Origin of the sequence: Salinisphaera sp. (assembly GCF_035690525.1) — a bacterium.
Classification (GTDB): Bacteria; Pseudomonadota; Gammaproteobacteria; order Nevskiales; family Salinisphaeraceae; genus Salinisphaera.
Map to the genome: position 1 here is coordinate 1 of NZ_DASSKM010000143.1, position 15,184 is coordinate 15,184.

The following is a 15,184-nucleotide window of genomic DNA, read 5'->3' on the forward strand; positions in this document are numbered from 1 at the left end:
GGTCTCGGACAGTGTGTCGGGCACCGTTGCGCTACAGCTCGACGACGTGCCATGGGACCAGGCGCTCGACATCATCCTCAACTCCAAGAGCCTGGGCATGACGCGCAACAACAACGTGATCACGGTCGCCCCGCTGGCCGAGATCGCGAATCGTCAAAGGGCCAAGGCGGCCGCTCGCGCCGCAAGCATCGAGCTGGCGCCGCTGCATTCCGAGATCATTCAGATCAACTATGCGCGGGCCGCGGATATTGCGCAGATTCTCAAATCCAATACGGCTACATCGCCTTCGAGCCGCAGTATCGCGGTACCCGGCACGCCCGCGCCAGCCAACATCGGCGGTTCGGACGACACGCCGTCGCTGCTCTCGCCGCGCGGCCACGTGACGGTCGACGACCGCACCAACAGCCTGCTGGTCACCGATACGCGCGAAAAACTCGATCAAGTTCGCAGCCTGATCAATCAACTCGATATTCCGGTGCGCCAGGTGCTGATTCAATCGCGCATCGTGATCGCCAACCGCGATTTCACGCGCAATCTGGGCGTCTCCCAGACCGGCGTCGACAACTCACGGCTTAACAACGCGCTTGACGCTCAAAATTCAGGCTCGCTTAGCAGCGCTTACAACGCCAACAACGGCGGCTATTCGGTAAGCCTGCCGGCGACCAACGCCACCAGCTTGCTGTCGACGAGCATTATCACCGATACGTTCAGTCTGAATCTGGAACTGTCGGCGATGGAATCGGAGAACAACGGCGAGATCATTTCCTCGCCGCGCATCATCACCGCCGACGGCCAGGAAGCCAACATTGAACAGGGCCGCGAAATTCCCTATCAATCGGGTACTTCGGGCAGCGATCAGGGTACAAGCATCGAGTTCAAGAAAGCCGTGCTGAGCCTCAACGTGACGCCCAAGATCACGCCGAACAAGAAAGTGATCATGAATCTCAACGTCACCCAGGACTCGGTCGGCGACTACGTGCCGACCGCCGAAGGCGGCTCGGTGCCCTCGATCGACACCCGCAGCCTGACCACCCAGGTGCTGGTCGACAACGGCGATACCGTCGTGCTCGGCGGCATCTTCGAACAGACCAATCGCGACGCGACCGACGGCGTGCCCTATATCAGCAAGATTCCGCTGCTAGGTGCGCTGTTCAGAGGCCACTCGCGCCAGCGCGACAAACAAGAACTGCTCATCTTCGTCACGCCGAGAATACTCGACAACAATCTGACCGTCGGGAGCCGCTGACCCGCATTGGAGTCCTTAGAGCCTGCTCAGACTCTTACGGCGACGATTCAAGTAACGAAAGGGGGATATATGTTGCAGCGTTCGAGATGGGGGCTGATCATCTTCATTGCCGGCCTCATTGCCGGCTTGAGCCTTTTCACCGGCTGCACCACCGGCCACGACAGCAGCAACGACGGGGGCGGCGGGGGTGGCAGCAGCAGCGGCGACAACGGCAATCCAGCCGGCGGCGGCCAGGCCGTGGCCTTGTTCGGCACGTTCGACGACGCCGGCGTATTTCAAAACGGCACGATCAAGGCATCGAATGCCGTGCTGTCCTCGGGCGAAAGCACCGAGCTCAGCGTCAATCTGGTCGGGGCCGACAACACCGGCTTAAGCGACAGCACGGACGTTTTTTTCAGCTCCGATTGTACCCGCCAGGGCCTCGCGGATATCGCGCCCGCCGTGGTCACCAACAGCGACGGCAACATAAGCACGACCTATACCGCCCTGGGGTGTGAAGGAAAAGACGTCGTGACCGCAAGAACGAGCATCGACGGCGCGACGCTGACCGCCAAGGTCACCGTAACGACGTCGTTGCCACGGCTCGGCGCGTTACAATTCAGCGGCGCCAGTCCGCAGCAAATCGGCATTCGCGGCACCGGCATCCTGCCCGAGCAATCCAGCCTCACGTTCACGGTGACCGACGCGAACGGCCAGCCCGTACCCAACCAGCGCGTCGATTTCTCGCTGGATACGGCGGTCGGCGGGCTGAAGCTGAACCGAACCAGCGCCATGACCGACAGCAGCGGCCAAGCAGTCGTCATCGTCACCGCCGGTACGCAGGCGACAACCGCGCAGGTGCGGGCCCGCAGTATCGGCAGTAACGGGGTAACCGTGAGCGCGCGTTCCAATGTGCTGGCGGTCACCACGGGCGCCCCGGATAACGACAGCTTTTCGGTCAGCGCCGAAACACCCAACATCGAGGGCTGGAGCTACGACGGGACATCGACCCAGATCACGGTTCGCGCGGCTGACCGCTTCAATAATCCAGTGCCCAACGGCACCGCCGTCAACTTTACGACCGAGGGCGGTTCGATTCCGGGCAGCTGTGTCACACAAGACGGCGTATGTTCGGTGACCTTCACCGCGCAGGACCCGCGACCGGAAAACGGCCGGGTCACGATCCGGGCCACCGCGATCGGAGAGGAATCCTTCGTCGACAGTAACCCCTCGAACGGCCGGTACGACCCAAATGAAAGCTTCACGGATCTACCCGAGGCATTTCGCGACGATAACGAAAACGGGCGCTGGGACAACAACGAGCCTTATCTCAACTTCAACTCAGAAGACGGCTACACCGAAAAGGATCAAAAATTCAGCGGCCTGCTGTGCAAAGCCGGCGACAAGTGCGCAACAAGCCCAACAATCAATGTTCGTCGAAATATCGTGGTGGTCCTGTCCGGCTCGAGCCTGAATATCGGCAACCTGCCGGGCTCGATTTCCTTGGCCGGCGGCCCGGTCACCATTCAACCCACGGTGTTCGATGTCAACGGCCAAGTGCCGCCGGCGGACACCACCGTCGAAGCGAGCGTAACCCAGGGCGAACTCGACGGCACAACGTCTTATACCGTACGCCCAACCAATGCGCCCGGGCCCTATCGAGGCGCGACGTTCCATATACTGCCGGGAAACGATCCAGGCTCCGGCCTGCTTCGGATCACGGTCACGACACCAAAAGGCACGATCAGCCGGGCGAACGTCGCGATAACACAGTAGGGTCTGTTACCGCCGTCTCCGACGCGGCAGCGCCGATGACGGCCGACTGCGTTACAATAGGCAGTCCATCATCGGATAAGTATGCCGTTGATGTTTTCTCTATCGTCTACATCTGTTTGTACGCACATGGCAGCAAACCCGAATATCTATCTGGTCGGCCCCATGGGGGCCGGCAAAACCACCGTGGGCCGGCGCATCGCCGAGCTCAAAGGCATGCATTTCGTCGATTCGGATCACGAAGTCGAAAAACGCACCGGCGTGGATATTTCCTTCATCTTCGATATGGAAGGCGAGGAAGGTTTCCGCAAGCGTGAGCGCGACATGATCGCCGAGCTATCGGAGGCGCCCAACACCGTCATGGCCACCGGCGGCGGCGCCGTGCTCGACGCCGGTACGCGCGATCTGCTCTCGGCGCGCGGGGTGGTGGTCTATCTCGAGACCTCGCTGGAACAGCAGCTCGCCCGCACCCGCAAATCCAATAGCCGACCGCTGCTGGCCGATAGCGAGGATCTGGAAACGACGCTGACCCAGCTCATGGAAACGCGTGATCCGCTATATCGCTCGATCGCCGACATTGTGGTGACCACGGGCGATCAACAGGCCCGCAGGCTGGCGCGCGAGATCGTGGAGCAGCTGGAAGCCATCGGCACGGCCTGATGGCCGAGCAGCGGGCTGGCGAGTGGGTTTACGCCGGATTCTGGATCCGGGTCTGGGCCTCGATTATCGACAGCGCGCTGCTGCTGTTGGTCGTCTTCCCGCTGCTCTCGCTCGTCGTGCCGGGCCCGTCCGGCGCGCACGCGACCGGCGGCCGGCTGATCATGCCCAACGGGCGCATCGACTACGGCGCGCTGACCCTGATGCCGACCCTGCCCGGGCCGCTGCATATCCTGCTTTACTGGGTATTGCCGGCGGTCGTGGTCATAATCTTTTGGCTGACCCGCGAAGCGACACCGGGCAAGATGGCGATTCGCGCGCGCGTGGTCGATGCCCGCAGCGGCGAGCGCCTCGCCCCTGGTCAGTCGATACTGCGCTATCTTGGCTATTACGTGTCGACGATCCCGCTGGGCCTCGGCCTGATCTGGGTCGGGATCGACCCGCGCAAGCAGGGCTGGCACGACAAACTGGCCAGAACCGTGGTCGTGCGCCGGCCGCGGCGCATCGAAGCGGTGCGTTTCGACGCGCCGCCGGCCGCGCCGAAACCCCACACCGGATGGAAAAATGATTGATAGCCCCGCCGCCCGCAGCCTGCGCGTCGAACTCGGATCGCGCGCCTACGACATCCTGATCGGGCCGGGACTCATCGGCCGGGGCGCGTCCTACGACGGCGCGCTCCGCGGCCGGCGCGTGCTGATCATCACCAACGAGACGGTCGCGCCGCACTACCGCGAACCGGTCGAGACCGCGCTCGCCCAGTCCGGCCACGAGGTGGACACGCTCATCCTGGCCGATGGCGAAGTACACAAGACACTCGCGAGCATCGACACCATCGCCGAGCATATGCTGTCGAGCGGCTACGGGCGCGACACCACCGTCGTGGCGCTCGGCGGCGGCGTGATCGGCGACCTGGCGGGCTTCGCGGCCGCAATTTATCAGCGCGGCGTGGATTTCGTGCAGGTGCCCACCACCCTGCTCGCCCAGGTCGATTCGTCGGTCGGCGGCAAGACCGGCGTCAATCACCCGCTCGGCAAGAACATGATCGGCGCCTTTCATCAACCCAAGCGCGTGCTCGCCGATGTGGACGTGCTGGCCACGCTGCCGCAGCGCGAGTTCGCGGCCGGCATGGCCGAGGTGATCAAGTACGGACTGATCCGCGACGCCGGCTTCTTCGACTGGCTGGAAGCCCACATGGCCGATATCAACGCCCGCGACCCGGAACTGGTGGCCGAAGTCATCCGGCGCTCGTGCGCGAACAAGGCCGAGGTCGTGGTCGCCGACGAGCGCGAGGCGGGCGAGCGCGCCCTGCTCAACCTCGGCCATACCTTCGGCCACGCGCTCGAAGCCGAGCTCGGCTATGGCGCCTGGCTACACGGCGAGGCGGTAGCCGCCGGCATGTGCATGGCGGCCGACACCTCGAAGCGGCTGGGCTGGCTGAACAGCGCCCAGGTCGAGCGTATCGAGGCCGTGATCGCGGCCGCCGGCCTGCCGATCGCGCCGCCTGAACAAACGTCCGCGGCCCGCATACTCGAACTGATGCGGCGCGACAAGAAAGTCACCGCCGGCACCCTGCGCCTGGTGCTGCTGACCGACATCGGCCGGGCCATCATTCATGAAGACCTCGGCGCCGCGCTCGACGATACGCTGCACCATTATCTGGCGGCGTAGGGCCTGTTGAGGTTTCATACGGCACCGCGTCGCGGCCGGCGCGTGATTGATTGTCGCTCGCAGGCCTTTTATATTAAAACCAGCGGTTCCACCGCTCGCGCGCCAGCTAACTGGCGCTGCCCGTCGCCGCCGAACCCGCGCCTTCCCCAGTTGCGTAACCCGCCTGACGGGCCGCGGCCCGCGCTGCGACGACTTCCGGGTCCGGCCGGCCGAGCGCGTAACGCGCGCGGTTTTTCGGACCGTAGCCCATCCAAGGGAATGGACTATGCATAAACTCGAAGGCGGACTCTACTCACCGGAGTTCGAAAAAGATGCTTGCGGCTTCGGCCTGATCGCCAATATGGACGACCAGCCGAGCCATTGGCTGGTCGATACCGCGATCGGCGCGCTCGAGCGCCTGACGCATCGCGGCGCGGTCGCGGCCGACGGCAAGACCGGCGATGGCTGCGGCCTGCTGATCAAGAAGCCCGATTCGTTTTTGCGCACGATCGCGGCCGAAGCCGATATCGATCTGGCCGAGCTGTATGCCAGCGGCATCGTGTTCCTGAGCCTGGATGACGCCGCGGCGGACGCGGCGAAGGCCGAACTGGAAAAACAGCTCGACGGCGCCGGGCTCACCGTCGCCGGCTGGCGCGGCGTGCCGACCGACGCGACATCCGCCTGCGGCGCCGAAGCGCTGGAGACCTTGCCACGCTTCGAACAGATATTCGTCAACGCGCCGGCGGATATGGACCACAACCTGTTCGAGACCCGGCTGATCATCGCCCGGCGGCGCACCGAGAACGCCCTGCCCGACGACGACACCTTCTACGTGCCGTCGCTGTCGGCGCGGGTGTTTTCGTTCAAGGGCATGGTGATGCCGAGCTATCTCACCGTGTTCTACAAGGATCTGGCCGACGAACGACTGACCACCTCGCTGTGCGTGTTCCACCAGCGGTTTTCCACCAACACGCTGCCGCAGTGGCGCCTGGCCCAGCCGTTTCGCTATCTCGCGCACAACGGCGAGATCAACACCATCACCGGCAACCGCAACTGGTCGACCGCCAGAGCCTCCAAGTTCGCTTCCAAGGACCTGCCGGATCTGGAATCGATCCTGCCGCTGGTCTCGATGACCGGTTCGGATTCCTGCAGCCTCGACAATATGCTCGAGATCCTGCTCGCCGGCGGCATGGACATCTTCTACGCCATGCGCCTGCTGATGCCGCCGGCCTGGCAGAACGTCGACTACATGTCGCCCGACATGCGCGCGTTCTACGAATACAACTCCATGCATATGGAGCCGTGGGACGGCCCGGCCGGCATCGTGCTCACCGACGGCCGCTACGCCGCCTGCTGCATGGACCGCAACGGCCTGCGGCCCGCCCGCTACGTGATCACCAAGGACCGCCACATCACGCTGGCCTCGGAGATCGGCGTCTGGGATTACAAGCCGGAGGACGTGGTCGCCAAGGGCCGCCTGAAACCCGGCGACATGCTGGCCATCGACACCGACAACGGCGAACTATTGCAGCCGCGCGATATCGACGCCAAGCTGGCCGGCCGCGCGCCATACAAAAAGTGGCTGAAGAAGCACGCCCGTATCCTGGAGTCGCGCCTCGCCGATACGCGCGATGAGGCCTGGATGGATCGCACCCGCCTGAAGTCGCTGGAAAAACTGTTCCACGTGACGTTCGAGGAACGCGATCAGGTGCTGCGGCCGCTGGCCGAGGCCGGCCAGGAAGCGATCGGCTCGATGGGCGACGACACGCCGTTTCCGGTGCTTTCCCGGGTCGACCGCGTGCTGTTCGACTACTTCCGCCAGCAGTTCGCCCAGGTCACCAACCCGCCGATCGATCCGTTGCGCGAGCGCATCGTGATGTCGCTGGAAACCTGCTTCGGCCGCGAGCTCAACGTCTTCGACGAGTCCGAAGCCCGGGCCAAGCGGCTGGTGGTCGACTCGCCCGTGCTGTCCACCGGCAAATTCCGGCGCCTGCTGTCGGTCGAGGACGACGACTACGCCCAGATCACGCTGGATCTGACCTATCCGGCCAACGGCGACCTGCGCGAAGCGGTCGAAAACCTGTGCGAGCGCGTGGTCGACGAAGTGCGCGCCGGCAAGACCGTTATCGTGCTCACCGATCATAACGTCGACGAAGGCCAGCTGCCGATCCAGGCGCTGCTCGCCACGGGGGCGGTGCATCACCGGCTGACGCGCGAGAACCTGCGCTGCGACGCCAATCTGGTGATCGACACGGCCGCGGCGCGCGATGCGCATCATTTCGCCTGCCTGATCGGCTACGGCGCTACCGCCGTCCACCCCTATTTGGCCTACGAGTGCCTCAACGACCTGGCCCAGATCGGCCAGATTCACGACCGCAATGCCGACGAACTATGCGCGGCTTATCGTCAGGGGATCAATAAGGGTCTGTACAAGATCATGTCCAAGATGGGCATCTCCACGGTCGCGAGCTACCGCGGCGCTCAGCTGTTCGAGATCGTGGGTCTGGCCGACGAGGTCGTGGATCTGTGCTTTGCCGGCACGGTCTCGCGCATCGGCGGCGCCGGGTTCGCCCACCTGCAAGCGGATGCTGCGCATCTGGCCCAAAACGCCTGGAACACGCGCATCGCGATTGATCAGGGCGGCATTCTGAAGTTCGTCTACGGCCAGGAATATCACTGCTACAACCCGGACGTGATCGCCACGCTGCACGATGCGGTGTCGTCCGGCGAATACGCCAAGTACCGCGAATACGCCCGCATCGTACAGAACCGGCCGGTCGCCGTGCTGCGCGATCTGCTGGCGCTTAGAGACGATCTCGAGCCGATCGATATCGACGAGGTCGAGTCGATCGAAGCCATCACGCCTAGATTCGACTCGGCCGGCATGAGTCTCGGCGCGCTCTCGCCCGAGGCGCACGAATCGTTGGCCCAGGGCATGAACCGCATGGGCGGGCGCTCGAATTCCGGCGAAGGCGGCGAGGATTCGGCCCGCTTCGGCACCGACAAGATGTCCAAGATCAAGCAGGTCGCCTCCGGCCGCTTCGGCGTGACGCCGCACTATCTGGTCAACGCCGAAGTGCTGCAGATCAAGATCGCCCAGGGCGCCAAGCCGGGTGAAGGCGGTCAATTGCCCGGGCATAAGGTCAATGAAATGATCGCGCGCCTGCGCTATTCACGCCCGGGCGTGGCGCTGATCAGCCCGCCGCCGCATCACGATATCTACTCGATCGAGGATCTGGCCCAGCTCATTTTCGACTTGAAGCAGGTCAATCCCAAGGCGTTGGTTTCGGTCAAGCTCGTGGCCGGGCCCGGCGTGGGCACGATCGCGGCCGGCGTGGCCAAGGCCTATGCGGATTTGATCACCATTTCCGGCTACGACGGCGGCACGGGCGCCTCGCCGCTGACCTCGGTGCGCTATGCCGGCACGCCGTGGGAGCTGGGCCTGTCCGAAACGCATCAGACCCTGCGCGCCAACGATCTGCGCGAGAAGGTTCGGGTGCAGACCGACGGCGGGCTCAAAACCGGGCTGGACGTGATCAAGGCCGCGATCCTGGGCGCCGAATCCTTCGGTTTCGGCACCGGGCCGATGGTCGCGCTCGGCTGTAAATATCTGCGGGTGTGTCATCTCAACAACTGCGCGACCGGCGTCGCCACCCAGAACCAGATCCTGCGCGAGCGCTATTTCATCGGCATTCCCGAGATGGTGCAGAACTTCTTCCGCTTCATCGCCCAGGATACGCGCGAGATCATGGCCTCGATCGGGGTGAAGAAGCTCGAAGACCTGATCGGGCGCACCGATCTGCTGGAGATCCTGAGGGGCGAAACCGCCAAACAGGCCGGTCTGAATCTGAAGCCGCTGCTGTCCACGGGCGGGCTGGCCGACGACAAGCCGATGTACTGTGTCTCGCCGCACAACGAACCCTTCGACAAGGGCGAACTGGCCGAGCGCATGGTCGCCGATACGCTGTCCGCGATCGAGAACAAGGCCGGCGGCACGTTCGCCTACGACGTACAGAACAGCGACCGCTCGATCGGCGCCCGCGTGTCCGGCGAGATCGCGGCGCGCCACGGCAATCTCGGCATGGAAGATACGCCGATCACTCTGGAACTCACCGGCACCGCCGGCCAGAGCTTCGGCGTGTGGAACGCCGGCGGTCTGCACATGCACCTCACCGGCGACGCCAACGACTACGTCGCCAAAGGCATGGCCGGCGGGCGCATCATCATCCGTACGGCCGAAAACTCCGACTTCGTGGCGCGCGAGGCCGCGATTATCGGCAACACCTGTCTGTACGGCGCGACCGGCGGCACGCTGTATGCGGAGGGTCAGGCCGGGGAGCGCTTCGGCGTGCGCAACTCGGGCGCCACCGCGATAATCGAGGGCGTGGGCGATCACGGCTGCGAGTACATGACCGGCGGCTGCGTGGTCGTGCTCGGGCCCACGGGCATCAACTTCGGCGCCGGCATGACCGGCGGCGCGGCCTATGTGCTGGACGAGAAACGCGAGTTCGTCGATCGTTATAACCACGAGCTGATCGACATCCATCGCGTGGTGTCCGAAAACATGGAGGCCCACCGCCATTATCTGTACCAGCTCATCGAGGCCTACGTCGAAGCCACGGGCAGCGCCTGGGGCTCGGAAATTCTCGAGGATTTCCGCGACTACGTCGGCCAGTTCTGGCTGGTCAAGCCGAAGGCGGAAAGCGTGGAAACCATTCTGGATACGCTGACCCGCGCGGCCTAACCGATACCGGACAAGGGGCCGCGGCATCGCCCGCGGCCCGCTTTCGCATCGCGACAAGAGCCGCATCGCGCCGCGACAAGGAGTATAGATGGCAAAGAACAATCTTCAGTTTCTCGAGGTGCCGCGCCAGGACCCGGCCAAAGTCGCCGTGCCCGTGCGCATTCACGAGTTCGCCGAGATCTACGGCCAGTTCGACAAGGAAACGGCCGCCCAGCAATCCGGGCGCTGTATCTCCTGCGGCAATCCGTACTGCGAATGGAAGTGCCCGGTGCACAACTACATTCCGAACTGGCTCAAGATGGTCAACGAAGGCAATCTGTTCGAGGCTGCGGAACTGTCGCACGCCACCAACACCCTGCCCGAAATCTGCGGCCGTATCTGTCCGCAGGATCGCCTGTGCGAAGGCGCCTGCACGATGAACGACGGCCTGGGCGCCATCACCATCGGCTCGGTCGAGAAATACATCACCGACGAAGCCTTCAGGCAGGGCTGGCGGCCGGATGTCTCCAACGTCGTCTGGACCGATAAAAAGGTCGCCGTGATCGGCGCCGGGCCGGCCGGCCTGGGCGCGGCCGACATCCTAGTGCGCGGCGGCGTCCACGCCGTGGTTTACGACAAATACCCGCGCATCGGCGGCCTGCTCACCTTCGGCATCCCGCCGTTCAAGCTGGAAAAAGACGTCGTCGAAACCCGCCGCGAGGTCATGGAAGGCATGGGCGTGGAATTCCGGCTGGGTGTCGAAGTCGGTAAAGACATTCAGATCGAGGCGCTGCTCGAAGAATACGATGCTGTGTTCATGGGCATGGGCACCTACACCTACATGAAAGGCGGCTTCCCGGGCGAGGACTTGAAGGGCGTCTTCGAGGCCCTGCCGTTCCTGGTCGGCAACATCAACCGCGAGATCGGCGTGAAAGGCGAGCATCCCTTCGTCGACATGAAAGGCCAGCGCGTGGTCGTGCTCGGCGGCGGCGACACCGCGATGGACTGCAACCGCACCTCGATCCGCCAGGGCGCGAAGGAAGTGATCTGCGCCTACCGGCGCGACGAAGAGAACATGCCCGGCTCGGCCCGCGAGGTGGAAAACGCCAAGGAAGAAGGCGTGCAGTTTCGCTTCAATCGTCAGCCGGTGGAAATCGTGGGCGATACCTTTGTCGAAGGCATCAAGATGGTCACGACCCACCTCGGCGAACCCGACGAACGCGGCCGTCGTCGCCCCGAGCCGGTGCCGGGCACCGAGGAAGTCATCGAGGCCGATCGCGTGATTATCGCGTTTGGCTTCCGCCCCAACCCGCAGGACTGGTTCGACACCCACGAGATCGAATGCGACGACGGCGGCCGCGTGATCGCGCCGGAAAAAGGCCGCTTCAAGCACCAAACCACCAATCCGAAAATCTTCGCCGGCGGCGACATGGTGCGCGGCTCGGATCTGGTCGTCACCGCCGTTTACGAAGGCCGCGAGGCGGCCAAGGGCATTCTCGACTATCTCGCGGTCTGATCCGGCCACCGACACAAGAACATACGGCTCGGCGGCGAGCTCGACCACGAACATGAGCGCGTTGATCGACAGCACCGCGAATTCTTATTAAAAGCCTATTACTTGGCAAAATGCACACGAAAACCGGGCTACATTCCGACGAAGAAATTATCACGTATCTGGAGATGAGCTCTCCGGCCGACCTGCTTTGGCCGAGACGATCAGCGCCGGATTTCGATTTCGAATTGATGAGCCCGCCGGACCCGGAGCTGCACCGCGCATTGTATATACGGGTTGGATCCGCATGGCAGTGGACCGATCGTCTATCCTGGTCGTTTGCCGAATGGCAAGCCCGCTCGCACGACGCGCACGTGGCCGTTTGGGTGGCGCGGGTCGCGGACGAACCGATCGGCTTCGTCGAGCTCGATTTCGCCGACGACGGCAATGTCGAGATCACCTACTTCGGCCTCACGCCGAACTGGATCGGCGCGGGCTATGGCGGCGCGGTTTTAGCGGCGGGCGTGAACAAGGCATGGCGAGAACCGGACACGCGACGCGTTTGGCTTCATACCTGTAATTTCGATCATCCGAACGCGCTCGCCAACTATAAAGCACGCGGTTTTCGAATAACTTGCGTCAGGCATGGGCCGGAGTAACTTGGCAAGTTGCAAAAGGATCGCCGTTTCTTCGATGCAGGCGTGGCAACTGCGGCGGGTCGAGCCGACCGTGGACACCAGAGTCCCGTTGATGTGTCGCGCATATCACGCCAACGGCACGCGGTCCCATGCAGCGGAGCGTTTATAATCGCCCCCGGCCGCCATCCGGCGCCATCGATTTCATCGGGGCCGACTTTGTCATGATCGAGATTGCCGAAACCCGCGACCGCCTGATCTTCGCGCTGGACGTACCCGATACCGACGCCGCCCGCGCGCTGGTCGAGACACTCGGCGAGACCGTGACCTTCTATAAGGTCGGCCTGGAACTGGCGATGTCGCCCGGCTATTTCGAGCTAATCGACTGGCTCAAGGCGCGCGGCAAGAAGGTCTTTGTCGACGTGAAGCTGTTCGATGTGCCGGCCACCGTGGCGGCCGCGGTCGCCCGGCTGGACGCACGGAATGTGGATTTCATCACCATCCACGGCAATCAGCGCATCATGGAAGCGGCCGGAGCGGCGCGACGAGGCGGCGCGAAGATTCTTGCGGTCACCGCGCTCACCAGCCTGGATCGCGGCGATATGACGGATCTGGGCTTTGACTGCGATATCGACGAACTGGTGCTGTCCCGCGCGCGACGCGCGTCGGCGGCCGGCTGCGACGGCGTGGTGTCTTCCGGTCTGGAACTTGAGAAACTCCGCGCCGAAGCGCCGGATACGCTGATTACGGTCACGCCCGGCATCCGGCCGGTCGACAACGATGCCCGCCCCGACGATCAGAAGCGCGTGATGACACCAGCGCGGGCGATCGCGGCGGGCGCGGATTATCTGGTCGTCGGACGGCCGATCCGCCAGGCGGCCGATCCGGCGGCGGCGGCTCGAGAAATCCAGGCCGAGATCGCCCGGGCCGTTGCCGAGCGGTGATCGAAGCGTATTTACGACGCATTTACGGCGCTTCTATTGCCCGGCCGCGCCTGGCCGGTAGAATCGGCATATCCATCGTCCGGCCGCCGATCGTCCATGGCTCACGACCGTCTGCTCCGCGCGCTCGCGCGCCAACCCGTCGACGTCACCCCGGTCTGGCTGATGCGCCAGGCCGGGCGTTACTTGCCGGAATACCGCAAGTTGCGCGAAAAGGCCGGTAGCTTTCTGGATCTCTGCCAGAATCCGGAATTGGCCTGTGAAGTCACGCTGCAGCCGTTGCGCCGCTTCGATCTGGACGGCGCGATCCTGTTCTCCGATATCCTGACCATCCCCGAAGCCATGGGGCTGGGCTTGCATTTCGTCGCCGGTGAAGGCCCGCACTTCGCCCATCCGGTGCGCTCGCCGGCCGCGATCGATCGGCTCGTGGTCCCCGATATCGAGGATGAGCTGGGTTATGTGCCGGCGGCGGTCAAGCTGATCCGGCGCGAACTGGAGGGCAAGACGCCGCTGATCGGCTTCGCCGGCAGCCCGTGGACACTGGCGACCTATATGGTCGAAGGTGGCCCGTCCAAGAACTACCGGCATATCAAGGCGTTGATGTACAACGCGCCGGACGCGCTGCATCGGCTACTCGACGTATTGGCCCGTGCCACCGCAGCCTATCTTAACGCCCAGATCGCCGCCGGCGCACAAGCGGTACAGATCTTCGATACCTGGGGCGGCGTGCTGTCGCCGGCCAACTATCGCGCCTTTTCGCTGGCCTATATGGAAAAAATCGTGGCCGCGCTCGAGCCCGGGCCGGACGGCGCGGTGCCCACGATCCTGTTCACCAAGGGCGGCGGACCGTGGCTGGAAGCAATCGCGGCGACCGGCGCATCGGCGATCGGGCTGGACTGGACCATCGATATCGACGACGCGGCCGCCCGGGTCGGCGACCGGGTGGCCCTGCAGGGCAATGCCGACCCGGCGATTTTGTTCGCCGAGCCCGGGCGTATCCGGGCCGAGGTGCGCGATATCCTGGACCGTTTCGGCGACCGGCCGGGGCATGTTTTCAACCTCGGCCACGGCGTCACTCCTGAGGTCGAGCCGGATCACGTGGCCGCGCTGGTGGACGCGGTTCACGAATTGTCGACCCGCCGATGACCGCGCTGTCCGGGCCGCTGCGCGGCGTCACGGCCATCGGCGGCCTGATCGGTCTGACGATTCTCTGCGGCATTCCGCTGCTGCCGGCCAGCCTCGTCAAGCTCGCGCTGCCGGCCGGCCGCGCCCGCGACCGGGCCACCGCCATGCCGCTGGCGATCGCCAAGACCTGGGCGCGATCGGCCAACGGCGTCATTTTCGGCATCAGCGGTACCCGTGTGCATTATCAGCAGCAGATGGCCGACGATCCGGACGGGCGCTACGTGCTGATCTCGAATCACCAGTGCTGGGCCGATGTCATGCTGCTGATCAAGGCGATCGATCCGCGGCTGCCCTTCCCGCGATTCTTCATCAAGGAACAGTTGCGCTGGATGCCGGTGATCGGCCTGGCCTGCTGGGCGCTGGATTTTCCTTTCATGAAGCGCCACAGCCAGGCCGCGATCGAGAATAATCCAAGCCTACGCGACGAGGACATGCACGCCGTGCGGCGCGCCTGTGAGGTCTTTCGCCGACTACCGGTCTCGCTGGTCAATTACGCCGAGGGCACGCGTTCCACGCCGGCCAAGCGCGCCGCCGCGGACTCGCCCTATCGCACGCTGTTGCCGCCCAAGGCGGGCGGTACCGCGTTCGCCGTGAACGCCATGCGCGACGTGCTCGACGGCATTCTCGACATGACCGTGGCCTATATCGATACGCCCGAGCCGAAGTTCTGGGATTTGCTGTGCGGGCGCATCCCCGAAGTCGCGGTTCGCGTGCGTTATCTAGCGGTACCGGCCGCTCTCGCCGAAGGCGACTACGGCGCCGACCCGGAATACCGCGCCCGGTTCAAAGCTTGGCTGCGCGAGCTATGGGCGAACAAGGACGCCGAAATCGCCGCCATTCAAGACCCGCGGGATCCGCGACGCGCCTTCGACGATCTTTCGGCCGGAGCCGGCAGCGCTTGAGCCT

General features: G+C 64.2%; 11 protein-coding genes. All 11 read left to right on the forward strand.

From position 1 onward, the window contains the following. Positions 1-1,246, forward strand: a 1,246-nt coding sequence (locus VFJ08_RS11005) for a type IV pilus secretin PilQ (RefSeq protein ID WP_324997257.1), incomplete at its 5' end; no start/stop codon positions are given. Positions 1,247-1,318: 72 nt separating this feature from the next. After that, complete coding sequence (locus tag VFJ08_RS11010) at positions 1,319-3,001, forward strand: Ig-like domain-containing protein (RefSeq protein WP_324997258.1); 1,683 nt, start codon at positions 1,319-1,321, stop codon at positions 2,999-3,001. Between the two features lie 126 nt (positions 3,002-3,127). Next, positions 3,128-3,658: a shikimate kinase AroK gene (gene aroK, locus VFJ08_RS11015; protein WP_324997259.1), complete on the forward strand. Its 531-nt coding sequence runs from the start codon at positions 3,128-3,130 to the stop codon at positions 3,656-3,658. Further along, complete coding sequence (locus VFJ08_RS11020) at positions 3,658-4,227, forward strand: RDD family protein (RefSeq protein WP_324997260.1); 570 nt, start codon at positions 3,658-3,660, stop codon at positions 4,225-4,227. Before aroK ends, VFJ08_RS11020 begins: the two co-directional genes overlap by 1 nt. Beyond that, a complete protein-coding gene (aroB, locus tag VFJ08_RS11025) occupies positions 4,220-5,323 on the forward strand; it encodes a 3-dehydroquinate synthase (RefSeq protein ID WP_324997261.1) in 1,104 nt (367 codons plus the stop codon). The genes VFJ08_RS11020 and aroB overlap by 8 nt, the downstream gene beginning before the upstream one ends. 265 nt (positions 5,324-5,588) lie before the next feature. Beyond that, positions 5,589-10,046, forward strand: a complete 4,458-nt coding sequence (gene gltB, locus VFJ08_RS11030; protein ID WP_324997262.1) for a glutamate synthase large subunit — start codon at positions 5,589-5,591, stop codon at positions 10,044-10,046. 88 nt (positions 10,047-10,134) lie between these two features. Next, positions 10,135-11,541 carry an FAD-dependent oxidoreductase gene (locus VFJ08_RS11035; protein WP_324997263.1) on the forward strand — a complete coding sequence of 469 codons (1,407 nt, stop codon included), beginning with the start codon at positions 10,135-10,137 and terminating at the stop codon, positions 11,539-11,541. A 110-nt stretch (positions 11,542-11,651) separates the two neighbouring features. Next, positions 11,652-12,176: a GNAT family N-acetyltransferase gene (locus tag VFJ08_RS11040; RefSeq protein WP_324997264.1), complete on the forward strand. Its 525-nt coding sequence runs from the start codon at positions 11,652-11,654 to the stop codon at positions 12,174-12,176. Between the two features lie 200 nt (positions 12,177-12,376). Beyond that, a complete protein-coding gene (gene pyrF / locus VFJ08_RS11045; protein ID WP_324997265.1) occupies positions 12,377-13,096 on the forward strand; it encodes an orotidine-5'-phosphate decarboxylase in 720 nt (239 codons plus the stop codon). A gap of 96 nt (positions 13,097-13,192) precedes the next feature. After that, positions 13,193-14,239, forward strand: coding sequence for a uroporphyrinogen decarboxylase (gene hemE / locus VFJ08_RS11050; protein ID WP_324997266.1), 1,047 nt, complete (start codon positions 13,193-13,195; stop codon positions 14,237-14,239). Continuing rightward, on the forward strand, positions 14,236-15,180 hold the full coding sequence (locus tag VFJ08_RS11055) for an acyltransferase (RefSeq protein ID WP_324997267.1): 945 nt from the start codon (positions 14,236-14,238) through the stop codon (positions 15,178-15,180). Before hemE ends, VFJ08_RS11055 begins: the two co-directional genes overlap by 4 nt. The last annotated feature ends 4 nt before the right edge of the window (positions 15,181-15,184 follow it).